The following is a 22,062-nucleotide window of genomic DNA, read 5'->3' on the forward strand; positions in this document are numbered from 1 at the left end:
ACGGGAGCAGCCCTGTGGGTCCCATGAGACGTGACACCGAGCCTGCCAAGCGCTCGTTGCGGCGAGAGCTTCTCGCGGTGAGAGGCAGGTTGACGGCCGATGACGTCCGGAAAGCGACGACCGCTCTTGCCGACCGCGCCCTGGACCTCCCCGAACTGGCGCACGCGCGCACGGTGGCGGCGTACGTCTCCGTCGGGAGCGAGCCGGGCACCCTCGCACTCCTCGGCACACTGTACGCGCGCGGGGTGCGCGTCCTGCTGCCGGTCCTCCTGGAGGACAACGACCTGGACTGGGGGGCGTACGCCGGACCGGAATCGCTCGTCCGCGTGCGGCACGGCGGGAGGATGGCCCTCCTGGAGCCCGCGGGCGAACGGCTGGGGCCGGAAGCCGTGACCGACGCCGACGCCGTCCTGCTGCCCGGTCTCGCCGTGGACTCCCGCGGCCTGCGCCTCGGCCGCGGCGGGGGCTCGTACGACCGCGTCCTGGCCCGGCTGGAGCGCGCGGGGGCCGGACCGGCGCTGGTGGTGCTCCTGTACGACACGGAGGTCGTCGACCGGGTCCCCGAGGAGGCGCACGACCGCCCGGTGCACGCGGTGGTGACGCCGTCGGGGGTACGGCGCTTCCGCTGAGCCCGGACGCCCGCCGGCCCGGACAGGGAAACGGCCTCCACACGCGTGCGTGGAGGCCGTCTTCCGTCAGGGGATCACGGTCAAGGGATCGCGGTCAGGCGGGTCACGGCTTCAGCAGCAGCGTGTCGCTCGTGCTGTCCTCGACCGCCTTCTCCGAGAAGGACCAGGTCAGCAGCTCGCCCTCGGCCCACTTGTCCGTCTGGTCGGTGTAGTGGGCGCTGTAGGCGTGCCCGGAGGCGCCGGTGAGGTTGATCCACTTGGACTTGTCGAGGTCCGCGAGGTTCACCACCATCCGCATCGACGGCACCCAGATGACGCCGTAGCCGCCCGCAGCGTTCCAGCCGGTGGCGTTGACGGTCGCCTCGCCGCCGTCGAGCTTCCAGGGGCCGCGGTTGAGCATGTGCCGCAGGAAGCCGGGGCCCTCGGTGCCCAGGGTCTGGTTCTTCAGGAACAGGCGGTGCAGCCGGCCCCAGTTCCAAGTGTCGATGTCCTTGCCGAGCCTGGCGGTCAGCTCCCAGCGGGCGTCGGTCATGGCGCGCTCGAACAGCTCGTCCCGGTTACCGGCGTCCTCCCGGATGCGGGTCCCGGGCGCCGACCACCAGTCGTTGTCCTCGTCGTCGACGATCCTGCGGACCACCTCGAACCAGCGGTCGCCGCCGTCCGGCTGCGCCTGGTCCGCGTCGCGCCGGCCGCACTCGCGCACGCTCTGCTCCGCATCCGCGGGACCGGTGGTGTTGACCGACTTCACCCACAGGCACTGGCCCTTGACCCGCACCTCCCTGGGCAGCTTGTTGCCGAAGGCGAGCTTGAGGATGTTGCGCCAGACCGAGTTGAAGTACGCGGCCGCCGCCGAGTCGGTGTCCTGGGTGTAGTCCCAGCCCTCCAGGAGCTTCTGCGCCTCGCGTACGTCCTTGTCCTCGACGTCGATCTTGAGCAGCAGGGGCACCAGCAGCTTGGCGATCTCGCTGCTGTTGTCGAGCTGCATCTGGCGCATGTCCTCGGTCGAGATCTTGCCGCCGCCGTCGATCTTCGACTTGATCAGATCGGTGATGCGCTGACTGCGCGCGCCGTAGCCCCAGTCCGTGGTGATCGTGTAGGGGTACTTGTTCTTGCCGACGACGGCCTGGTTGGCGGTGACGATGTAGCCGCGCTTCGGGTTGTACTCGTACGGCAGCTCGTCCTGGCCGATGTAGCCGGTCCAGCGGTACGTGGAGTCCCAGCCCGGCACGGGGAGCGAACCGTCGCCCTTGGCGCGGATCGGTATCCGGCCGGGGAGCTGGTAGCCGATGTTGCCCTCGGTGTCGGCGTAGACGAGGTTCTGCGAGGGCACGTCGAACAGGGCGGCCGCCTCGCGGAAGCCGTTCCAGTCCGCGGCCCTGTTCATCGCGAAGACGGCGTCCATGGAGGTGCCGGGGGTGAGCGCGGTCCAGCGCAGCGCGATGCCGTAGCCGTCGCCGCGGTCGGGGGCGGCGCTGTCGACGGTGGCCTTCTGGCCGACCTTGACGAGTTCGTCGGAGCGGTCGGACAGCAGGGGCATGCCGTCCTTGGTGGTGCGGACGACGATCGTCTTGGACGAGCCGCCGGCGACCTCGATGGTCTCCTCGCGGGTCTCGAACGGCACCACCTTGCCGTCGTACTCGTAGCCGTCGCCGGTGAGCTTCTCCAGGTACAGGTCCGTGACGTCGGCGCCGGAGTTGGTCATGCCCCAGGAGATGTCCTGGTTGTGGCCGATTATCACACCGGGCAGGCCCGCGAAGGTGTAGCCGGCGACGTCGTACCGGCACTTTTCCGAGACGCTGCGGCAGTGCAGGCCCATCTGGTACCAGACCGAGGGCAGCGAGGCCGACAGGTGCGGGTCGTTGGCGAGGAGCGGCTTGCCGGTGATGGTGTGCTCGCCGCCGACGACCCAGGAGTTGGAGCCGATGCCGTTGCCGTTCACGCCGACGGCCTCGGGCAGGTCCTCCAGGACGTCGTAGAGGCCGTCCAGCTGGCTCTGGAGACCCGCGGGGGCCGCGATGCCTCCCGCAAGGCCCGTGCCCGCCGCGTCGGTCCCCGAGGAGCCGGTGGAGGTCCCGGTGCCCGAGCCCTGCGACCCTTGTGCCCACGTCTCCGTGACCTCGTCGTACCGGCCCTCCTGAACGATCGCCTTGTTCCGGCCGTACGGGTACTGCGGGTACAGGTCGGCGATCTGCTGCGGGCCCAGGCGGCTGGTCAGCAGGGAGCGGTCGATCTCGTCCTGCATGTTGCCGCGCAGGTCCCAGGCCATCGCCTTCAGCCAGGAGATCGAGTCGACCGGGGTCCACTCCTCGGGCCGGTAGTCGTTGGCGAAACCGAGGGCCGCGTACTCCAGGGAGATCTCCTCGCCCTCCTTGCCGTCCAGGTAGGCGTTGACTCCCTCGGCGTAGGCGTCGAGGTACTTCTTGGTGGAGTCGGACAGCTTGGTGTCGTACTCCTCCTGCGCGATGTGCTCCCAGCCCAGGGTGCGCAGGAACTCGTCGTTGCCGATCTGGCCCTTGCCGAACATCTCCGACAGGCGGCCCGCGGTCATGTGGCGGCGCACGTCCATCTCGTAGAACCGGTCCTGCGCCTGGACGAAGCCCTGCGCCATGAACAGGTCCTCGTCGGAGGCTGCGTATATCTGCGGGATGCCGTTGCCGTCGCGCTTGACGTCGACCGGCCCGGACAGGCCCTCCAGCGTGATGGAGCCCTTGGTCTGCGGGAAGGAGGCGCGCACGGTACTGATGGACCAGTAGCCCCCGTAGCCGACGCCTCCGACGAGGGCGAGCACCAGGACGATCACGATCAGGCGGGCTCTGCGCCCCTTCTTCCTGCCGGACTTGCCGGGCTGCTGACCGGAAGAGGCGGTGGTGGTGGGGGGCATCGCTGTCCTTGCTGTCCTTACGCGAGCGGCAGGGCGGGCTGTGCTTTCGTGCTTTCTACTGAGCGCTGGAGCAACCATAGGCGCAGGGCCCACTGGTACTTGACTCGGAGTCGGCAACCAGCCTGTACGGGAGTTCGATCACGCCAAAGGGAGTGCCAAGAAAGCGTCAAGAGTTAGATAAGGTAACGAATTACTTGTCCTGATGGCCCAGAAGGGAACACAGCCGCTGACCGTCCACGACCTCAACCAGCTCCTGCTCGTCTGCTCGCTCGTTCTGCTCGTCGCGGTGGCGGCGGTTCGCGTCTCTTCGCGCAGCGGGCTCCCCAGCCTGCTCGTCTACCTGGGCATCGGCATCGCCATGGGCCAGGACGGCATCGGAGACATCCACTTCGACAACGCCGAACTGACCCAGGTCATCGGCTACGCCGCCCTCGTCGTGATCCTCGCGGAGGGCGGCCTCGGCACGAAGTGGAAGCAGATCAAACCGGCCCTGCCCGCGGCGAGCGTGCTGGCGCTGGCCGGGGTCGCGGTGAGCGTCGGGATCACGGCGGCGGGCGCGCACTACCTGGTCGGGCTGGAGTGGCGGCAGGCACTCATCATCGGGGCGGTGGTGTCCTCCACCGACGCGGCCGCCGTCTTCTCGGTACTGCGGAAAATCCCCCTCCCCGCGCGCGTGACGGGCGTCCTGGAGGCCGAGTCCGGCTTCAACGACGCCCCGGTGGTCATCCTCGTCGTCTCGCTCTCCACGGCCGGGCCGGCGGAGCACTGGTCCACCCTGGTCGGCGAGATCGCCCTGCAGCTGGCGATCGGCGCCGCCATCGGCCTCGCCGCTGGCTGGCTCGGCGCGTACGGCCTGCGGCGCGTGGCACTGCCCGCCTCCGGCCTCTACCCGATCGCCGTCATGGCCATCGCCGTCGCCGCGTACGCGGCCGGGGCACTCGCCCACGGCAGCGGCTTCCTCGCCGTGTACCTGGCCTCCATGGTGCTCGGCAACTCCAAGCTGCCGCACTGGCCCGCCACGCACGGCTTCGCCGAAGGGCTCGGCTGGATCGCCCAGATCGGCATGTTCGTGCTCCTCGGTCTGCTGGTCACCCCGCACGAGATGGGCGACGACATCCTGCCCGCGATCGTCATCGGCCTGGTGCTGACCATGGTCGCGCGACCCTTGAGCGTGGTCCTCGCGCTGCTGCCGTTCCGGATGCCGTGGCGGGAGCAGACCCTGCTGTCCTGGGCCGGGCTGCGCGGCGCCGTGCCCATCATCCTGGCCACCATCCCCATGGTGAACGGCGTGGAGGGCAGTCGTCGCATCTTCAACATGGTCTTCGTACTGGTCGTCGTCTACACCCTCGTCCAAGGGCCGACGCTGCCCTGGCTGGCCCGGAAGCTCCGCCTGGGCAAGCCCGGGGAGGCCGCCGACCTCGGGATCGAATCGGCGCCCCTGGAGCGGCTGCGCGGACACCTGCTGTCCGTGACCGTCCCGCACGGCTCGAAGATGCACGGCGTCGAGATCAACGAACTGCGACTGCCCCCGGGCGCCGCCGTCACCCTCGTCGTCCGCGACGGCACCTCCTTCGTGCCGCTGCCGACCACCGTGCTGCGCCGCGGCGACGAACTCCTCGTGGTCGCCACGGACCCCGTCCGGGACGCGGCGGAACGCCGCCTGCGGGCCGTGGGCCAGGGCGGCAAGCTGGCCGGGTGGCTGGGGACGACGGGGAACGGGACCGCCGAGTAAGGGGCGCCAATTCGTTGCGGGTATGTTTCATGTCGTACGGTTGGCCGGTTCGCCACCCTTCAGGATGAGGTGGCGCGCTTTCCGCACGAACCGCCCGCAGGAGCCGATCATCACCGGTAAGTTCAGCTTGTCCGACAGCGAGATCGTCGGACCTACCGCCGGACGGGCGGAAAGTAACGCCTGTGGAGGCTCGTGTAAGACCAGTCCCTCTCGGGGGGCGGCTGGGGCCGATGAAGCAGGAACCCGCGGTGGCGCCGTACAGCGGTGCGGACCAGAATCGTCTGCCGAGCAGGCGAGGGCGTCAACAGGCGGCAGAAAGGCCAGGGCCGCCGCATCCACGGTCACTCCCGACCAACAGGGTGATCGCCCGGGGTACAGGAACCTGCTGTGCACCCCGGGCGCCTGGCGTTTCCTTCTCCCCGGCTTCGCCGCACGCCAGCCGTTCGCGATGCTGACGCTCTCCATCGTGCTGCTGGTGCAGCACACCACCGGCTCGTACGGGGCGGCCGGCGCCGTCGCCGCCGCGACCGGTGTCTCCATGGCGCTGTTCGCCCCGTACAGCGGCCGTCTCGCCGACCGCCACGGCCAGCGGGCAGTGCTGCTCCCCGGCGTCGTCCTGCACGCCCTGGCGGGCCTGACGCTGACGGCGCTGGCGCTGATGGACGCCCCCTTGTGGGCGCTGTTCGCCGCCGCCGTGCCCACCGGAGCCTCGGTGCCGCAGATCGGGCCCATGGTGCGGTCCCGTTGGGGTGTGAAGCTCCAGGGCTCGCCCCTGATGACGACCGCGGCGGCCTTCGAGTCCGTCACCGACGAGCTGACCTTCGTACTCGGCCCGCTGCTGGCGACCGCGCTGTGCACCACCGTGGACCCGGCGGCGGGCCTGGTCGCGGAGGCCTCGCTGACCCTGATCGGCGGCCTGCTGTTCGCCGCGCAGAAGAGCACCCAGCCGGCGCCCGCCGTCGAGGGGCACGCACGCGTGGAGCACGCCTCCGCTCTGTCCGTCCCCGGGGTACGCGTACTGATCGTGGCCTTCCTGGGCATCGGCTCCGTCTTCGGCGGCATGCAGGTCTCGCTCGCCGCGTTCTCCGAGTCGATCGGCGAACCCGGCATCAACGGCGTCCTGTACGGCGTCTTCGCCGCGGGCAACATGCTCTCCGGGCTCGCGTGCGGCGCGATCGCCTGGAAGGCGGCCCCGCAACAGCGGCTGGTCATCGGGTACGCGGCCCTCGCGCTGGCCGCCGCCGGCCTGTGGACCGCCCACTCCGTGGTGGTCCTCGCCGGGCTCGGCCTGCTGGTCGGCATGTGCATCGCGCCCGCCCTGATCACCGGCTACACCCTGGTCGACAGCCTGGTCCCGGCGGGCGCCCGCACCGAGGCCTTCACCTGGCTGACCGGCGCGGTCGCCCTCGGCCAGGCGGCCGCCGTCACGGCCGCCGGACAACTGGAGGACCGCCTCTGGGACGGCGCCGGATTCCTGGTCCCGATGGCCGGAACGGCCCTTGCCCTGGCGACCGTCGTAGCCCTGCGCTCGCGGCTGGTGCCGCCGCGCATGGCCAGAGTGGTCACGCGCGGCGCGGCCCATCGCGAGCCTGTCGCGATCGGTGAGATGTGACCCGCAAATTTCCAGGAACAGGTCACTGTGACTCCACCGCTTGAGCGGCTTCCCACTTGGGCGCGAAGGCCTTCGTGGCGGTCAAGCCCTGACCGCTGCCCGTAGGCAGGTGACGCACGTTACTCCAACGTACCGACAGCGCGGGTTAGTATTGACGATCGTTAGCACTCATCGAGTGAGAGTGCCAGGAGGAAGACCAGTGCCGACGTACCAGTACCAGTGCACCGAATGCGGTGAGGGCCTCGAAGCGGTGCAGAAGTTCACCGACGACGCCCTGACCGAGTGCCCCAGCTGTAGTGGACGCCTGAAGAAGGTGTTCTCCGCGGTCGGCATCGTCTTCAAGGGCTCCGGCTTCTACCGGAACGACAGCCGTGGCTCCTCGTCGAGCAGCAGCCCGGCGTCGTCCACGAAGTCGTCGGACTCTTCGTCCTCGTCCGACTCGAAGTCGTCGTCGACCTCTTCTTCGTCGTCGGCCTCGTCGTCGTCCTCGTCCACGGGCTCTTCCTCCTCCAGCAGCAGCTCGGCCGCGTAAGGCTTTTCTTACGAGACCCTGTCGTCGTACGGCGGCAGGGTCTTCCGTGTTCCGGGCACGGTTAGGGTGCGGGCATGGCGAACGCAGAGATAGGTGTCATCGGCGGCTCGGGCTTCTACTCCTTCCTCGACGACGTGACCGAGATACAGGTCGACACCCCCTACGGCCCTCCCAGCGACTCCCTCTTCCTGGGCGAGATCGCCGGGCGACGGGTCGCCTTCCTCCCCCGTCACGGGCGCGGCCACCATCTGCCGCCCCACCGCATCAACTACCGCGCCAACCTGTGGGCGCTGCGGTCGGTCGGCGTGCGGCAGGTCCTCGGGCCGTGCGCGGTGGGCGGGCTGCGGCCGGAGTACGGGCCGGGCACCCTCCTCGTACCGGACCAGCTGGTGGACCGTACGAAGTCACGGGCCCAGACGTACTTCGACGGCCTGCCGCTGCCCGGCGGCACCATCCCGAACGTCGTGCACGTCTCGCTGGCCGACCCGTACTGCCCCATCGGCCGCAAGGCCGCGCTGGAGGCGGCGCGCGGTCGGGACTGGGAACCGGTGGACGGCGGCACGCTGGTCGTCGTGGAAGGGCCGCGCTTCTCCACCCGCGCCGAGTCGCTGTGGCACCAGGCGCAGGGCTGGTCCGTGGTGGGCATGACCGGCCATCCCGAGGCGGCGCTCGCCCGGGAACTGGAGCTCTGCTACACGTCGATGACCCTCGTCACCGACCTCGACGCAGGCGCCGAGACCGGGGAGGGCGTCTCGCACGAGGAGGTGCTCCAGGTGTTCGCCGCCAACGTCGACCGGCTGCGTGGGGTCCTCTTCGACGCGGTGGCCGCGCTGCCGGGCAACGGGACGCGGGACTGCCTGTGCTCGAAGGCGCAGGGCGGGATGGATCCTGGGTTCGAGATGCCGTAAGCGGGGGGTGTGAGGGGTTCGCGGTGCCATGGGCGGCGATGGGGCCGTAGGGGGTTCGGTGGGGTGGAACTTCCCGTTCGGGTGAGGGAGTTGTCCACAGGCCCGGCGGTCGTCCACAGGCGTCGGCGGGATTCACCGCGAGGCCTCATCGTGGGAACGCAATCCGATCTCACGCAGCAGGTGGTGGTCCCTGTGTCCCTCCCGTTCTCCACGTCGTCATCGTCATCGTCCGCGTCCGCGTCCGTCCCTTCGCAGCCGTCCGCACTTTCGCAGCCGTCCGGCTACCGCCCGCCGGGTACGGACGCGCCGCCCACCTGCGAGGTGCCCCACTTCGCTCCGCTGCGGGTGCGCGCGGGCCGGTATCAGTTGCGGCGGTTCCTCCGATGCCGGAGGCGGGCCGTGGCCGTGGGGCTGGCCGTGACCGCGGTGGCCCTGGTGGCGGCGGGGCCACGGGACGCCGAGCGGGTACGGGGGCATCCGGTGGCCGACCCCGTACGGGAGCGCCGGGCCGCTGAGACGGTGGCGGCGCCGGTGCGGATCGCCGACGGGGCGACCGTACGGCTGCTGCGGCCCGGTGACCGGGTCGATGTGATCGCCGCCGAGGAGTCGGTGGCGGGCGGCGGTGATGCCCGGGTGGTCGCGCGCGGGGCCCGGGTGACGAAGGTGCCGGTGGCGGACGTGGCCGAGAGCGGGGCACTGGTGGTCCTGTCCGTGCCGCGGACCACGGCGGCACGGCTGGCGGGCGCCGGTGCGACCTCGCGGTTGGCGGTGACACTGTGCCGAGTCTGCTGAGTGCCGGCGCCGAGCCGGCGTCAAGCCCCTCGTTCGAGGGACCCGATTGGACAGCCCTGTCATGCCCTGCCGTAGGTTGCGGAGTCGTTTGTTCCACAACTTGTGCAGAGGGGCCTCGTGGTGAGCCAGAAGAAGGAGCCGAACGTTTGGGAGGGCTTCAAGGCCTTCCTGACGCGGGGGAACGTCGTCGACCTGGCCGTCGCGGTGGTCATCGGTGCGGCCTTCACCAACATCGTCAACTCGGTGGTGCAGGGCATCATCAACCCGCTGGTGGGGGCAGTCGGCACGAAGGACCTCGACAACTACACCTACTGCCTCAAGGACCCCTGCACGGGCAGCGGCGACGACGCGACCGGCATCCAGATCATGTGGGGCTCCGTGCTCGGCTCCACCCTCAGCTTCGTGATCACCGCGGCCGTCGTCTACTTCCTGATGGTCCTGCCCATGTCCAAGTACCTGGCCCGCCAGGAGGCCCGCCGCAAGGCCAAGGAAGGCACCCACGAGGCCATCGAGGTCACCGAGCTGGAGGTCCTCAAGGAGATCCGCGACGCCCTGGTGGCCCAGCGCGGCTCCGGCCACGACCGCGGCTAAGCGCTCCGCTGGCTGTGTCGATATGCGGCTCCGCCGCGGGGCCGCATCTGTACACAGCCCCGCGCCCCTTTGGGGCGCGGCCCAACCGCAGCGGACTTCGCCCGACCTGCTTAGGCAGGGTCCTTCGGGGGTGTCAGAGGTGGTGGGGCGGCTTCTCGTCGAGGAAGCGCTTCAGGTCGGCGGCGCCGTCGTTCTCACCACCGCCGCTCCACTCGCCCCACCCGTGGTCCGTGTCGTCCGACGACGACCGGCCAAGCGGGTCGTCGAAGACCAGCGCGGCCTTGGGATCGCGCGATTCGGGGGCGGGAGCGGTACTCATGGGTCCAGGGTACGGGTCCGGGGCGGGGAGGGTGGCGAGGCCGGAACTGGTGATCATTTCCGGGTCCTGCTGTGGGGGAGGCCGGGGCGAGGGTGGCGGTCTACGCTCGCGCCATGACGATCACGTATGAGTGGCGGGGCGACTTCGACAACGCGGCCGTCGATGCGCTGCACGCAGCGGGCTTCAACCATCGGACCTCGGATGCCGATTGGCTGGCTCGGGTGCACCGCCACAGCCTCGGCTGGGTCTGCGCACGCCATGACGGTGACCTCGTCGGTTTCGTGAACGTCGCGTGGGACGGCGGCGTCCACGCGTTCATCCTGGACACCGTGGTCGCAACGGGCTACCGCCGCTCGGGGATTGGAACCGGGCTTGTCGCAGAGGCCGCACGACAGGCCCGTACGGCCACATGCGAATGGCTGCACGTCGACTTCGAGGACGACCTGCAGTCGTTCTACTTCGACGCCTGCGGGTTCAAGCCGACGCCCGCGGGTCTCATCGCGCTCCGAGGCGGCCTCGCCGCAGTGCGCCCCGGGCCATGAACAGCAGTGTCGATCCGGAGAGTCCTGCCGGTCGCGTCGTCAGTTTCCTCGCTGTTGGAGGGAACGCGACCGGTCCGCCGCACGCCCCTGACACGCGAACGGCCCGTCACTGCCCGCCACTTCAAGGTGGGTCCGGCTCAGCAGGCCATGCCGCCCGCCGCCGTGCCGACGGTGATCGCGTGGACGTTCCTGGGCCACTGGGCGGTGCCGACGGTGCCGGCGGTGGGGATCGTGATGGCGCCGACCGTCGCGACCGGGACGACGGTCACGGTACGGATGGTGACGAGGGAGGAGGCCGCGCGGAGTCGCGAGGGAACATTGGCCCCATGACGAACGACGCGATTGCCTCCCCAACGCCCATGGAACCCACGGCGCCCAAGCGGTCCAGGAAGGTCGGCGCGCTGACAGACATCGCCGGCCTGCGGGTCGGGCACGCCACCCGGATCGGCGGAGGCCGGCTCACCGGGACCACGGTCGTGCTGGCGCCGGAGGGTGGTGTCGTGGCGGCGGTGGATGTGCGGGGCGGCGGGCCCGGTACCAAGGAGACGGACGCGCTCGATCCGCGGAACGTGGTGCAGAAGGTCGAGGCGGTGGTGCTGACCGGGGGCAGTGCGTACGGGCTGGACTCGGCGTCGGGGGTGATGGCCTGGCTGGAGGAGCGCGGGCGCGGGGTGCGGGTGGGGCCCGATCCGGCGCACGTCGTGCCGGTGGTGCCCGCCGCCTGCGTCTTCGACCTGGGCCGGGGCGGTGACTTCCGGGCCAGGCCCGACGCGGACACCGGCCGGGCCGCGGTCGAGGCGGCCGCCGCGAGCGAGCCGGGCGGCGCGGTCGAGGAGGGGTGCGTGGGCGCGGGTACGGGCGCGGTGATCGAGCACATCAAGGGCGGCGTCGGCACCGCGAGCGTCGTGCTCGGCTCGGGGATCACGGTTGCCGCGCTGGTGGTGGCCAACGCGGCGGGGTCGGCGATGGATCCGGAAACGGGGGTGCTGTACGGGGAGTTGCTCCAGGGAGGGCGTGCGGCGTATCCGGCGGCCGAGGTCCACGAAGCCGCGCGGCAGCGGCTCGCCGAGGTCGCCGCGAGGAACGCCCCTCCCCCGCTGAACACGACCCTCGCCGTGGTCGCCACCGACGCCGACCTCACCCGCGCCCAGGCCCAGAAGCTCGCGGGCACCGCCCACGACGGCATCGCCCGCGCCGTACGCCCGGTCCACCTTCTCCACGACGGCGACACGGTCTTCGCCCTGTCGACCGGCGCCCGGCCCCTGCCACCGGAGGGCCCACTAGCCCTGAACGGCGTCCTCGCGGCCGGCGCGGACGTGGTGACCCGGGCGATCGTCCGGGCGGTACGGGCGGCCGAGTCGGTGGAGGGGCCGGGCGGCGTGTGGCCGTCGTACGGGGAGCTCTACGGGGGCTGAGGCATGCTGCGCTTCCGGCCCCAGGGTGAAGGGAAAACTGGTGCTTTCCCCAGCAGCACGGTCGCGCCCGGCGGGGATCGGGGGATCGGCAACCGGTTCGGCGTCAACTGCCGTCTGACCAAAGGGTTCTGTGAGATTCGTCGGGCCGTGCGGGAACTTTCCGTGCGGCCCTCGCGTTTTCCCGGCGTACGTTTTCTCGGTTCCCGGACATGATGTCCTACCGAGGGGCTACGGTATGCACCCACAAGGTGACATGCAGCAACGCCGGGAGAAACCTTGAGCGTTCCGTACGAGACGGCAGCGTACGAGCCACCCGAGTCGCCCGAGTCTCCGGAGGAGCACCTCGCGCGACTCCTTGGCCGCGCCCTGAACTCCTTCGAGCTGCCCGACGAGACGATACGGCAGCTCGACTGCGCGCTGGCCCATGACAGTTCGCTGCACTCCGCGCACTACAGCACGGGGCTGCACCGAGCGACGTACCGGCACACCTGGCTGCTCGCCGACGGCTCGGCGCTCACGCTGTGGGAGCTCGCGCACAACACGGCGTCCGGCGGCGAGACCCAGCACGAGGTGTACGCGGACGAGGAGGAGCTGCGGATCGCCACCGCGCGGCTGCCGCTGCCCCCGGACGCGCCGGACTTCGAGCTGCCGGTGACGGTGGAGCTGGAGCCGGTGCCCGAGCCGGGCCACGAGTACGTCGCCGACGACTCGGCGGACCACGCGCGGCGGCTGCTGCGGCGCGCGGAGAACCCGGACCCGCCGGGGGACGACCTCGCCGCGCTGCTGCTGCGGACCGCGTTCGCGCACGAGATCACCCAGGCCTTCGGCCGCCCGAACAGCCGTCCCGGCCGCCCCGGGCCGAACTTCTCGCTGTACGAGCACGCGTTCCTTCTCGCCGACGGGCGCGAGATCTCCCTGTGGGAGGTCGAGCACACGGCGACGCCCGACGGGCGGCACATGTGCGAGGTGTATGTGACGGAGGACGCGGCTCGGGACGCGATGGAGAGGCGGGCGTCGAGGCTCGGCCTCGGCTGAGAGTCCCCGGACGGGACTGAGGGTTCCTCGGCCTCGGCTCAGAGTTCCGCGGCCCCGGCTCAGAGTTCCGCGGCCCCGGCTGAGGGTTCCGCGGCCCCGGCTCAGAGTTCCGCGGCCCCGGCTGAGGGTTCCGCGGCCCCGGCTGAGGGTTCCGCAAACGGCTCTCGCCGAGTTCTGCGAACACCGCGTTCTTACGACCGGCCCCGTCGAGTTCCGCGAACGCCGAGTTCTACGACCGGCCTTCGCTCAACCGCCGCACCAGCCCCGCGAACGCGTCCCGCTCCGCCGGAGTCAGCTCGACGCTCTCCACGTGCGGAGCGGAGCGGCGGCGCTGGTGGGGCAGGGCCCGGAGGGCGGCGAAGCGGCGGCGGTGCAGGTCGCTGTCGCGGCGCAGGATGCGGACCAGCACGGCGACCCAGATGGCGGCCGCCGCGGCGAGGGCGACCACGCCCACCACTTGGAGGATCGACACGTGCTCAGGCATGGGCCCAGTAGACACCACGGTCCGGGCCTTTGAGGGCGGACCGTGACGCATCTCGCAGGTGAGGCGAACACCTCACAGCGGATGTAAAGGTACAGCGGACGTAAAAGTACGCGACGGCCGCAGCCCCCTGTCACGAAGACACGAGGACTGCGGCCGTCGTAACGGTCACGGGTTCAGGCCGCGACCGGCTCCTTCGACTCGGCCTTGGCTGCGGAAGCGGCGGGACCGCCCGCCGCGCCGCCCGGCTGGGTCTTGCGCATGCCCTTCAGGACGATGACGAGCCCGGCCGTAACCGCCGTACCGACCGCGATGGCCAGCAGGTACAGGAACGGCTTGCCGATCAGGAACGTGACCCAGATGCCGCCGTGCGGAGCACGCAGCGTCGAGCCGAACGCCATGGTCAGCGCACCGGTGACCGCGCCGCCCGCCATGGAGGCCGGGATGACCCGCAGCGGGTCGGCGGCCGCGAACGGGATCGCTCCCTCGGAGATGAAGGAGGCACCGAGGACCCAGGCCGCCTTGCCGTTCTCGCGCTCGGCGGTGGTGAACAGCTTCTTGCGGACCACCGTCGCGAGGGCCATGCCCAGCGGGGGAACCATGCCGGCCGCCATGACCGCCGCCATGATCTTCATCGCGGAGTCGCTGGGTGCCGCGACCGCGATGCCGGCCGTCGCGAAGGTGTAGGCCACCTTGTTGACCGGGCCGCCGAGGTCGAAGCACATCATCAGGCCGAGCAGCACGCCGAGCAGGACGGCGTTGGTGCCGGAGAGGCCGTTCAGCCAGCTGGTCAGGCCCTCCTGCGCCTCGGCGATCGGCTTGCCGATGACCACGAACATCAGGAAGCCGACGGCGATCGACGAGAGCAGCGGGATCACGACCACCGGCATGATGCCGCGCAGCACCGGTGGGATGTTGACCCGCTGGATCGCGAGGACCACACCACCGGCGATCAGACCGGCGGCGAGACCGCCGAGGAACCCGGCGCCGATCGTCAGGGAGATCGCACCGCCGACGAAGCCGGGCACGAGACCTGGCCGGTCGGCCATGCCGTACGCGATGTATCCGGCGAGGACCGGGACGAGGAAGCCGAAGGCCGCCGCGCCGATCTGGAACAGCAGGGCGCCCCAGCTGTCGATCTGGCCCCAGTCGAAGTGCTCGATGACGGACGGGGCCTCGTTGATCTGGTAGCCGCCGATCGCGAAGCCGAGGGCGATGAGGAGACCACCGGCCGCGACGAACGGAACCATGTAGCTCACGCCGGACATCAGCCACTTGCGCAGCTTGGTGCCATAGCCCTCACCGGGCTCGCCGGCCCGCTCCACCGGCGTACCGCCGGGCTTGGCGGCCGTGGCCTCGCCGCGCTCGGCCTTGGCCCGGACCTCGGCGATCAGCGCGGCGGGCTTGTTGATGGCCGCCTTCACGCCGGTGTCCACGGTGGGCTTCCCGGCGAACCGGTCCTTCTCCCGTACGGCGACGTCGTGCGCGAAGATCACGCCGTCGGCGGCGGCGATGACTGCCGGGTCGAGCCGGGTGAAGCCGGCCGAGCCCTGCGTCTCGACGACGACCTCGACGTCACCGGCCTCGCGGCCCGCGTTCTCCAGCGACTCGGCGGCCATGTAGGTGTGGGCGATGCCGGTGGGGCAGGAGGTGACGGCGACGATGCGGAAGGGGGCCGGTGCGTCGTCGGTGCCCGCGGCGGCGTCGGTGGAGGCCGTTCCGGCCGACGCCGCCGCGGAGTCTGGTACGTCCTCGCCCCGGATGAGGGCGGCGGCCGTGTCCGCGTCGCCCACCGACCGCAGCGCGGACGTGAACTCGGCGTCCATCAGCTGCCGGGCCAGCGAGGACAGGATCGTCAGGTGGGCGTCGTCGGCGCCCGCCGGGGCGGCGATCAGGAAGATCAGGTCGGCGGGACCGTCGGCCGCGCCGAAGTCGATCCCGGCCGCGCTGCGCCCGAAGGCGAGCGTGGGCTCGGTGACGTGCTCGCTGCGGCAGTGCGGGATGCCGATGCCGCCGTCGAGGCCGGTCGGCATCTGCGCCTCGCGGGCGGCCACGTCGGCGAGGAAGCCGTCGAGGTCGGTCACCCGGCCCTTGGCCACCATGCGCTCGGCGAGGGCACGCGCCGCCGCTTCCTTTGTCTCGGCGGACAGGTCGAGGTCGACCAGATCCGCGGTGATCATCTCGCTCATCGCGGGCTCCTTCGCACGCGTATCGCCCGGGGGAAGTCGTGGGCGTGGGTGGGGACGGGGGTGCTGCACCCGACGGGTGCGTGGGGGGTACGGGCTTGGGGGAACCCGGTGGGGACAGGGGTGAAGGCGGAGGCGGGGCCGGGGTAACCCCGCCTCCTGGTGGCTGCGGCGGGGCCGGGGAAACCCCGCCGCTTCAGGGCCGGTCCAGTACGGCCGGTGGTCAGTAAGGTCATGACACCGGCTCCTTCAGTACGCGGTCCACGGGCACCTCGGCCGTGACCGTCACCGCCGAGGTGTCGAGGTCGTCCGGCGTCGGCATCACGCTGCCGGGGAGCTGGACGGCCGCGGCGCCGTGGGCGACGGCCGAGGCGAGGGCGTCGGGCCCACTGCCGCCCGCGATCAGGAACCCGGCGAGCGAGGAGTCGCCGGCGCCCACGTTGCTGCGTACGACATCGACGCGGGCGCTGCCGAACCAGGCGCCCGAGGCGTCGACGAGCACCTGCCCGTCGGCGCCCAGGCTGGCCAGTACGGCGCCGGCGCCCATCGCGCGCAGTTCCTCGGCGGCCTTGACCGCGTCGCCGACGGTGGCGAGGGGGCGGCCGACGGCTTCGGCGAGCTCCTCGGCATTCGGCTTGACGACGTCCGGGCGCTCGCGCAACGCCGCCAGCAGGGCGGGCCCCGAGGTGTCGAGCGCGATGCGGGTGCCCGCCGCGTGGGCACGGGCGACCAGGGCGGCGTACCAGGAGGGGGCGAGGCCGACCGGGAGGCTGCCGCAGCAGGCGATCCAGTCGGCTTCGCGGGACTGCACGCGCACGGTTTCGAGGAGCAACTCCTCCTCGGCGGAGGTCAGTTCGGGACCGGGTGCGTTGATCTTCGTCAGCACGCCGTCCGCCTCGGCGAGGGCGATGTTGGAACGGGTGGCCCCGGCGACCGGCACCTGCGCGACCTCGATGCCCTGCGCGTCGAGCAGATCGGCGACGAGCGCGCCCGGCGCACCGCCCAGCGGGAGCACGGCCACGGTCCGCCGTCCGGCGGCGGAGACGGCCCGCGAGACGTTGACGCCCTTGCCGCCCGGGTCCATGCGCTCACCGGTGGCCCGGATCACCTCGCCGCGGTCGAGCGAGGGAACCTCGTACGTCCGGTCGAGGGAGGGATTGGGGGTCACGGTGAGGATCATGCGCGCACTACTTCCGTACCGCCGCGCTCGATGGCGGCCGCGTCGTCTTGGTTCAGCCCGATGTCAGTGATCACCAGGTCCACGTCGGTCAGGTCACCGAAGCGGGCGAAGTGCTCCTGACCATGCTTGGAGGAGTCGGCGAGGAGCACCACCCGGCGGGCGGCGGCCACGGCCGCGCGCTTGACGGCGGCCTCGGCGAGGTCGGGGGTGGTCAGGCCGTGCTGGGCGGAGAAGCCGTTCGCGGCGATGAACAGCACGTCGGCGCGGATCTCACCGTACGCGCGCAGGGCCCAGGCGTCGACGGCGGCTCGCGTACGGTGCCGGACCCGGCCGCCGACCAGGTGGAGCTGGATGCCGGGGTGGTCGGCGAGGCGGGCCGCGATCGGCAGGCTGTGCGTCACTACGGTGAGCGACACCTCCAGCGGGATGGCCCCGGCGAGGCGGGCGACCGTCGTACCGGCGTCGAGGATCACCGTGCCGTCGTTCGGCAGCTCGGCCAGCGCGGCCTTGGCGATGCGGTCCTTCTCGTCGGCCGCCGTGGTCTCGCGCTCGGCGAGGTCGGGCTCGAAGTCCAGCCGTCCGGCCGGGATCGCGCCGCCGTGCACCCGGCGGACGAGTCCCGCGCGGTCCAGGGCCTTCAGGTCCCGGCGGATCGTCTCCGCCGTGACCTGGAACTCCTCGGCCAGCGACACCACGTCCACCCTGCCGCCGTCACGGGCGAGCCGGAGGATCTCCTGCTGCCGCTCCGGTGCGTACATGTCCGTTCGCCTCCGACTCAGTGCCCGATGATGCCCGAACTTGTGGTTTCAATCGGGAGGCTACGCCTGGATTTCCGGAAAGTAAACAGGTTCGGGCACACGCCAGACACAATCGGGCCTTACGGCCCAGGGGTATACGTAAAGTCGGGCCCTACGGCCCAGTCGTATGTGTAAAGCAGCAGGGGCCCACACCTGTTGATGTGGGCCCCAGCTGCTTTTGAACCGGCCGTCAGGCCACCGGCTCCAACTCCCGCTCCTCGACCGCGGGTTCCGCCTCCGCCCCCTCCACATGCTGGGCGGGCCGCTTCGGCAGGGCGAACATGAGGAGGAAGATCGCGGCCATCACCACGGCGACCCACCCGAGCGCGTTCTGGAAGGCGTCCACGAAGGCCGGACCGACCTCGGCCGGGACGAGGTCGTCGCCCATGGTGCCGAAGAAGGCGACGGACACCAGGCCGAGCCCCAGCGCGTTGCCCATCTGCTGGACCGTGTTGATCAGGCCCGACGCGGAGCCCGCGTGTTCGCGCGGAACCTCGGAGAGGATCGCGTCGGTCAGCGGGGCGACGATCAGGCCCATGCCCACGCCCATGACGACCAGCGGGAGCGCCATCTGCCAGGGAGCGATGGACAGGCCGTACCGCTCGGACTCCCACATATAGAGGAGGACGCCGAGCCCCAGCACCAGCGCGCCCGCCTGGAGGACCTTGCGGCCGAAGCGCGGGACGAGCTTCTGGACGGAGAGGCCGGCGGCCGTCGAGACGGCGAGGGAGAAGGGGATGCCGGTCAGGCCGGCGCGCAGGGGGCTCCAGTCGAGGCCGGTCTGCATGTAGAGGGTCCAGACCAGGAAGAAGATGCCGAGGCCGACGCCGAAGACCGTCTGTACGGCGATGCCCGCGGCGAAGCTCTTCACCTTGAACAGGGAGAGTTCCACGAGCGGGGAGCCGTCCCTCGCCGTCTTCCGCTTCTCGTACGCCACCAGCGCCGCGAACACCACCAGCGAGCCCGCCATCGAGACGTACCCCCACAGCGGCCAGCCCAGTTCTTCGCCGCGCGTGAGCGGATAGATCAGCATCAGCAGACCGAGGGTGACCAGGGCGACGCCGACCAGGTCGAGACGGAGCGCCCGGGGCGCCTTGGACTCGGTGATGAAGCGGCGGCCGAGGATCAGGCCCGCGATGCCGACCGGGAGGTTGATCAGGAAGATCGGGCGCCACTCCAAGCCGAAGAGGTTCCACTGGGTGAGCAGCGCGCCGAGGAGCGGACCGGAGACGGCCCCGAGGCCCACGACCGCGCCGAACAGCCCGAAGACCTTGCCCCGCTCGTGCGCCGGGAAGGTGGCGTGCACGATCGACAGCACCTGCGGCACCATCAGCGCGGCCATGGCGCCCTGCAGGATGCGCGCGGCGACGAGCATCTCCGGGTTCGCGGCGAAGCCGCACAGCGCCGAGGCGATGGTGAAGCCGCCGATGCCGACGAGGAACAGCCGCTTGCGGCCGTGGATGTCGCCGAGCCGGCCGCCGGTGATGAGTCCGGCGGCGAAGGCGAGCGCGTATCCGGCGGTGATCCACTGGATCTGGCTGAACGTCGCGCCCGCGTCCCGCTGGATCGACGGGATCGCGATGTTGACGATCGTGACGTCGACCAGGTCCATGAAGGCCGCGGTCATCACGATGGCGAGGGCGATCCAGCGTCGCCGGTCACCCGCGGCGGGCTGTGCGGTGGGATGGGGCTCGGTTGAGGTCATGTCGCGAAGCTAGGGGCCTATTAGGTCAGATCATGTCCTAGTGTTACGGCATCCTCGAACGCATGACGACGGACACTCCGGCCCGGCTCCTCCAACTCCTCTCCCTCCTCCAGACGCCCCGCGAATGGCCCGGCGGCGAGCTCGCCGGCCGCCTGGGCGTCTCCCGTCGCACGGTCCGGCGGGACATCGACCGGCTGCGCGAGCTCGGCTATCCGGTACAGGCGACCAAGGGCGCCGACGGCGGCTACCGGCTGGTGGCCGGAAAGGCCATGCCCCCGCTCGTGCTCGACGACGAGGAGGCCGTGGCGATCGCGGTCGGCCTGCGGGCGGGCGCGGGTCACGCGGTGGAGGGGGTGGACGAGGCCTCCGTACGGGCACTCGCCAAACTCGAACAGGTGCTCCCTTCCCGTCTACGGCACCGGGTGTCGACCCTCCAGGCCGCGACGACACCCCTCACCAGCGGGGACGGCGGGAGCATCGCCCCCGAGACGCTGACCGTGATGGCCTCGACGGTGGCGGGGCAGGAGCGGCTGCGGTTCGCGTACCGCTCCGGGGACGGCACCGAGTCACGGCGCCTGACCGAGCCGTACCGCCTGGTGTCGACCGGCCGCCGCTGGTACCTCGTCGCCTACGACCTCGACCGCGCCGACTGGCGCACCTTCCGCGTCGACCGGGTCAGCGACCCGTTCGCGACAGGCGCGCGGTTCGCGCCGCGCGAGCTGCCGACGGGGAGCGCGGCGGAGTATCTGCGGCAGTCGATGTACCGGCGGCAGGAGATGTACGACTTCGAAGTCACCTTCGCCGCGCCCGCCGAGTTCATCGCGGCCCGGCTGCCACGCTGGTTCGGCACCCCCGAGCCCCTCGACGAGCACAGCTGCCGGCTCCGGGCCACCGTGGGTGACTCCGTGGAGTGGCTGGCGGTACGGATCGCTCTGGTCGACTGCGAGTTCACGGTGCACGAGCCGCCGGAACTGGTGGGGTACGTACGGGAGTTGGGGGCGCGGCTGATGCGGGCGGTGGACGGTACCGGGCGCGGGGCGGGGCCCGAGCCGACCGTCTGACGTACGCACGTGCGCGTCGGACACCCTGTACGGCGAGCCGTTCCCCTGTGACACAATCTGCCGTTCGGGTCACCCCGGGGTTCAGGTCCGGGGTGACCCTTCAGTCTGCTGAGCCCGGTCTGCCCAGCCGCGTGTGCGTGGACGCCCCCGGCAAAGGTCGAGCCGAGCTCCGGCGCCGGGGGGAGACGCCGAAGCTCGGCTCTGGGAGGGTCCCGGCGCCGGGGGGAGTGCGTCGGGACCTGGCTCTGGTTGTTTCCTGCGGTTGTTGTTGTTTCTTGCGGCCGCCGCCGGTGGCACACGGGCAGCACAGCCGGCGTCCGTACGGTGGTCGTCCGGACCCCATGAGGTCCCGGGCCGACGGCTCCGGGCCTTGCCGTGTCGCGGGCCCAGTGGTCTTGTGCCCGCGGACCGCCGGGTTGAAGCGGCACAACACGGCCAACTCTGGGCGGCCCCGGGCCGGTTGGGCCGGGTGGGCCACCACCGGGTGGGCCGCCCGTACCCATGCGTGTCGGGCGCCCGTGCCGACGTGCGTCGGGCGACTGTCAGGCCGCCGCGTCGAACCCCGTGTCCCGTGCCAGCTTCTTCAGCTCCAGCAGCGCGTGCTTCTCGATCTGGCGGATGCGCTCGCGTGTGAGGCCGTGCTCCTTGCCGACCTCGGTGAGCGTGCGCTCCCGGCCGTCCTCGATGCCGTACCGCATCTTGATGATCGAGGCGGTGCGCTGGTCGAGCCGTCCGATCAGGTCGTCGAGCTCCTCGCTGCGCAGCAGCGTGAGCACGGACTGCTCGGGCGACACGGCGGACGTGTCCTCCAGCAGATCGCCGAACTGGGTCTCGCCCTCGTCGTCCACCGACATGTTCAGCGAGACCGGGTCGCGCGCCCAGTCGAGCACGTCCGCCACGCGCTCGGGCGTGGAGCCCAGCTCACCGGCGATCTCGGCGGGCTCGGGATCGCGCCCGTGCTCCCGGTTGAACTCGCGCTGCACGCGGCGTATCCGGCCGAGCTCCTCGACCAGGTGCACGGGCAGACGAATCGTCCGCGACTGGTCGGCGATCGACCGGGTGATGGCCTGCCGGATCCACCAGGTCGCGTACGTCGAGAACTTGAAGCCCTTGCGGTAGTCGAACTTCTCGACCGCGCGGACCAGGCCGGCGTTGCCCTCCTGGATCAGGTCGAGCAGGGGCAGACCACTGCGCGGGTAGCGCCGGGCCACGGCCACGACGAGCCGCAGGTTCGACCGTATGAAGATGTCCTTGGCGCGCTCGCCCTCCCGGACCAGCGCTTCGAGCTCTTCGCGGGTGGCATCCGCTGTGGCCTCTGCCTCGCCGTCGAGGATCTGCCGCGCGAAAACACCCGCCTCGATGATCTGGGACAGCTCGACTTCCCTGGCGGCGTCGAGCAGCGGCGTACGCGCGATCTCGTCGAGGTACATGCCGACCAGGTCGCGGTCGGCGATCTCGCCGCCAGAGGCGCGAACGCTGTTTGCCGCGTCGTTCCCGCCGGAGGCGGACGTACGACGGGTGGCGACGGCACGGGTTGCCATGCGTGCTCCCTTGCGATGGTGGGCTAGCGGATGGTCCTGTGACGCTGGAATCACCTTGTCGGGTGCCCTGCATCCGATGGAAACAACGACTGGAATCCGGACAGAATTCCCAACCCGCCCCTC

Annotated in this window: 20 protein-coding genes; 11 read left to right on the forward strand and 9 right to left on the reverse strand. The window is 71.0% G+C overall.

Features of this window, described 5'->3' with window-relative positions:
- The first annotated feature begins 23 nt into the window (after window positions 1-23).
- The gene (locus ACWD3C_RS28940; protein WP_451148963.1) at window positions 24-629 is read left to right on the forward strand and encodes a 5-formyltetrahydrofolate cyclo-ligase; all 606 of its coding nucleotides are present in this window, start codon (window positions 24-26) and stop codon (window positions 627-629) included.
- A 103-nt stretch (window positions 630-732) separates the two neighbouring features.
- Here ACWD3C_RS28940 and ACWD3C_RS28945 read toward each other — a convergent pair whose 3' ends face one another.
- Entirely contained in the window at window positions 733-3,510 is a 2,778-nt protein-coding gene (locus tag ACWD3C_RS28945; RefSeq protein ID WP_451148965.1) for a penicillin acylase family protein, read from the reverse strand.
- Between the two features lie 202 nt (window positions 3,511-3,712).
- Between ACWD3C_RS28945 and ACWD3C_RS28950 the strand changes: the two genes are divergently transcribed.
- The 6 genes from ACWD3C_RS28950 to mscL all read left to right on the forward strand — a co-directional run bounded on the left by ACWD3C_RS28950 (window position 3,713) and on the right by mscL (window position 9,677).
- Window positions 3,713-5,242 carry a potassium/proton antiporter gene (locus ACWD3C_RS28950; protein WP_451148967.1) on the forward strand — a complete coding sequence of 510 codons (1,530 nt, stop codon included), beginning with the start codon at window positions 3,713-3,715 and terminating at the stop codon, window positions 5,240-5,242.
- A 382-nt stretch (window positions 5,243-5,624) separates the two neighbouring features.
- Window positions 5,625-6,854, forward strand: a complete 1,230-nt coding sequence (locus ACWD3C_RS28955; RefSeq protein WP_451149041.1) for an MFS transporter — start codon at window positions 5,625-5,627, stop codon at window positions 6,852-6,854.
- Window positions 6,855-7,053: 199 nt separating this feature from the next.
- Entirely contained in the window at window positions 7,054-7,386 is a 333-nt protein-coding gene (locus ACWD3C_RS28960; protein WP_451148969.1) for an FmdB family zinc ribbon protein, read from the forward strand.
- 74 nt (window positions 7,387-7,460) lie between these two features.
- The gene (locus ACWD3C_RS28965) at window positions 7,461-8,294 is read left to right on the forward strand and encodes an S-methyl-5'-thioadenosine phosphorylase (RefSeq protein ID WP_451148971.1); all 834 of its coding nucleotides are present in this window, start codon (window positions 7,461-7,463) and stop codon (window positions 8,292-8,294) included.
- Between the two features lie 183 nt (window positions 8,295-8,477).
- Complete coding sequence (locus ACWD3C_RS28970; protein ID WP_451149043.1) at window positions 8,478-9,086, forward strand: hypothetical protein; 609 nt, start codon at window positions 8,478-8,480, stop codon at window positions 9,084-9,086.
- A 120-nt stretch (window positions 9,087-9,206) separates the two neighbouring features.
- The gene (gene mscL / locus ACWD3C_RS28975; RefSeq protein ID WP_451148973.1) at window positions 9,207-9,677 is read left to right on the forward strand and encodes a large conductance mechanosensitive channel protein MscL; all 471 of its coding nucleotides are present in this window, start codon (window positions 9,207-9,209) and stop codon (window positions 9,675-9,677) included.
- Window positions 9,678-9,810: 133 nt separating this feature from the next.
- On the opposite strand, the gene ACWD3C_RS28980 is transcribed toward mscL, so the two are convergent.
- Window positions 9,811-9,996, reverse strand: coding sequence for a hypothetical protein (locus ACWD3C_RS28980; protein WP_451148975.1), 186 nt, complete (start codon window positions 9,994-9,996; stop codon window positions 9,811-9,813).
- Window positions 9,997-10,109: 113 nt separating this feature from the next.
- Between ACWD3C_RS28980 and ACWD3C_RS28985 the strand changes: the two genes are divergently transcribed.
- Window positions 10,110-10,538 carry a GNAT family N-acetyltransferase gene (locus ACWD3C_RS28985; protein WP_451148977.1) on the forward strand — a complete coding sequence of 143 codons (429 nt, stop codon included), beginning with the start codon at window positions 10,110-10,112 and terminating at the stop codon, window positions 10,536-10,538.
- 137 nt (window positions 10,539-10,675) lie between these two features.
- Here ACWD3C_RS28985 and ACWD3C_RS28990 read toward each other — a convergent pair whose 3' ends face one another.
- Window positions 10,676-10,807 carry a hypothetical protein gene (locus ACWD3C_RS28990; RefSeq protein WP_451148979.1) on the reverse strand — a complete coding sequence of 44 codons (132 nt, stop codon included), beginning with the start codon at window positions 10,805-10,807 and terminating at the stop codon, window positions 10,676-10,678.
- Window positions 10,808-10,897: 90 nt separating this feature from the next.
- On the opposite strand from ACWD3C_RS28990, the gene ACWD3C_RS28995 reads away from it, so the two are divergent.
- Window positions 10,898-11,953: a P1 family peptidase gene (locus tag ACWD3C_RS28995; RefSeq protein WP_451149045.1), complete on the forward strand. Its 1,056-nt coding sequence runs from the start codon at window positions 10,898-10,900 to the stop codon at window positions 11,951-11,953.
- A 276-nt stretch (window positions 11,954-12,229) separates the two neighbouring features.
- Complete coding sequence (locus tag ACWD3C_RS29000) at window positions 12,230-12,988, forward strand: DUF6227 family protein (protein ID WP_451148981.1); 759 nt, start codon at window positions 12,230-12,232, stop codon at window positions 12,986-12,988.
- 229 nt (window positions 12,989-13,217) lie between these two features.
- Here the strand turns inward: ACWD3C_RS29000 and ACWD3C_RS29005 are convergent, their stop codons facing one another.
- The 5 genes from ACWD3C_RS29005 to ACWD3C_RS29025 all read right to left on the reverse strand — a co-directional run bounded on the left by ACWD3C_RS29005 (window position 13,218) and on the right by ACWD3C_RS29025 (window position 19,337).
- A complete protein-coding gene (locus ACWD3C_RS29005; protein WP_451148983.1) occupies window positions 13,218-13,472 on the reverse strand; it encodes a hypothetical protein in 255 nt (84 codons plus the stop codon).
- A 173-nt stretch (window positions 13,473-13,645) separates the two neighbouring features.
- Window positions 13,646-15,658 carry a PTS fructose transporter subunit IIABC gene (locus ACWD3C_RS29010; RefSeq protein WP_451148985.1) on the reverse strand — a complete coding sequence of 671 codons (2,013 nt, stop codon included), beginning with the start codon at window positions 15,656-15,658 and terminating at the stop codon, window positions 13,646-13,648.
- Between the two features lie 229 nt (window positions 15,659-15,887).
- Window positions 15,888-16,835, reverse strand: a complete 948-nt coding sequence (gene pfkB / locus ACWD3C_RS29015; protein WP_451148987.1) for a 1-phosphofructokinase — start codon at window positions 16,833-16,835, stop codon at window positions 15,888-15,890.
- Window positions 16,832-17,593: a DeoR/GlpR family DNA-binding transcription regulator gene (locus ACWD3C_RS29020; RefSeq protein WP_451148989.1), complete on the reverse strand. Its 762-nt coding sequence runs from the start codon at window positions 17,591-17,593 to the stop codon at window positions 16,832-16,834. Before ACWD3C_RS29020 ends, pfkB begins: the two co-directional genes overlap by 4 nt.
- Window positions 17,594-17,822: 229 nt before the next feature.
- Window positions 17,823-19,337 carry an MFS transporter gene (locus ACWD3C_RS29025; protein ID WP_451148991.1) on the reverse strand — a complete coding sequence of 505 codons (1,515 nt, stop codon included), beginning with the start codon at window positions 19,335-19,337 and terminating at the stop codon, window positions 17,823-17,825.
- Window positions 19,338-19,399: 62 nt separating this feature from the next.
- Here ACWD3C_RS29025 and ACWD3C_RS29030 point away from each other — a divergent pair, with 62 nt between their 5' ends.
- Window positions 19,400-20,398: a helix-turn-helix transcriptional regulator gene (locus ACWD3C_RS29030; protein WP_451148993.1), complete on the forward strand. Its 999-nt coding sequence runs from the start codon at window positions 19,400-19,402 to the stop codon at window positions 20,396-20,398.
- A 542-nt stretch (window positions 20,399-20,940) separates the two neighbouring features.
- Here the strand turns inward: ACWD3C_RS29030 and ACWD3C_RS29035 are convergent.
- Window positions 20,941-21,939, reverse strand: coding sequence for a sigma-70 family RNA polymerase sigma factor (locus tag ACWD3C_RS29035; protein WP_451148995.1), 999 nt, complete (start codon window positions 21,937-21,939; stop codon window positions 20,941-20,943).
- Window positions 21,940-22,062 lie beyond the last annotated feature (123 nt).

Source organism: Streptomyces sp. NPDC002845 (genome assembly GCF_053591955.1).

What these genes read in the sequence shown, in the direction of transcription:
- ACWD3C_RS28940 (WP_451148963.1), top strand. Translation starts at nt 24, where the DNA reads ATGAGACGTGACACCGAGCCTGCCAAGCGCTCGTTGCGGCGAGAGCTT.
- ACWD3C_RS28945 (WP_451148965.1), bottom strand. Translation starts at nt 3,510, where the DNA reads ATGCCCCCCACCACCACCGCCTCTTCCGGTCAGCAGCCCGGCAAGTCC.
- ACWD3C_RS28950 (WP_451148967.1), top strand. Translation starts at nt 3,713, where the DNA reads ATGGCCCAGAAGGGAACACAGCCGCTGACCGTCCACGACCTCAACCAG.
- ACWD3C_RS28965 (WP_451148971.1), top strand. Translation starts at nt 7,461, where the DNA reads ATGGCGAACGCAGAGATAGGTGTCATCGGCGGCTCGGGCTTCTACTCC.
- ACWD3C_RS28980 (WP_451148975.1), bottom strand. Translation starts at nt 9,996, where the DNA reads ATGAGTACCGCTCCCGCCCCCGAATCGCGCGATCCCAAGGCCGCGCTG.
- ACWD3C_RS28985 (WP_451148977.1), top strand. Translation starts at nt 10,110, where the DNA reads ATGACGATCACGTATGAGTGGCGGGGCGACTTCGACAACGCGGCCGTC.
- ACWD3C_RS28995 (WP_451149045.1), top strand. Translation starts at nt 10,898, where the DNA reads ATGGAACCCACGGCGCCCAAGCGGTCCAGGAAGGTCGGCGCGCTGACA.
- ACWD3C_RS29005 (WP_451148983.1), bottom strand. Translation starts at nt 13,472, where the DNA reads ATGCCTGAGCACGTGTCGATCCTCCAAGTGGTGGGCGTGGTCGCCCTC.
- ACWD3C_RS29010 (WP_451148985.1), bottom strand. Translation starts at nt 15,658, where the DNA reads ATGAGCGAGATGATCACCGCGGATCTGGTCGACCTCGACCTGTCCGCC.
- pfkB (WP_451148987.1), bottom strand. Translation starts at nt 16,835, where the DNA reads ATGATCCTCACCGTGACCCCCAATCCCTCCCTCGACCGGACGTACGAG.
- ACWD3C_RS29020 (WP_451148989.1), bottom strand. Translation starts at nt 17,593, where the DNA reads ATGTACGCACCGGAGCGGCAGCAGGAGATCCTCCGGCTCGCCCGTGAC.
- ACWD3C_RS29025 (WP_451148991.1), bottom strand. Translation starts at nt 19,337, where the DNA reads ATGACCTCAACCGAGCCCCATCCCACCGCACAGCCCGCCGCGGGTGAC.
- ACWD3C_RS29030 (WP_451148993.1), top strand. Translation starts at nt 19,400, where the DNA reads ATGACGACGGACACTCCGGCCCGGCTCCTCCAACTCCTCTCCCTCCTC.
- ACWD3C_RS29035 (WP_451148995.1), bottom strand. Translation starts at nt 21,939, where the DNA reads ATGGCAACCCGTGCCGTCGCCACCCGTCGTACGTCCGCCTCCGGCGGG.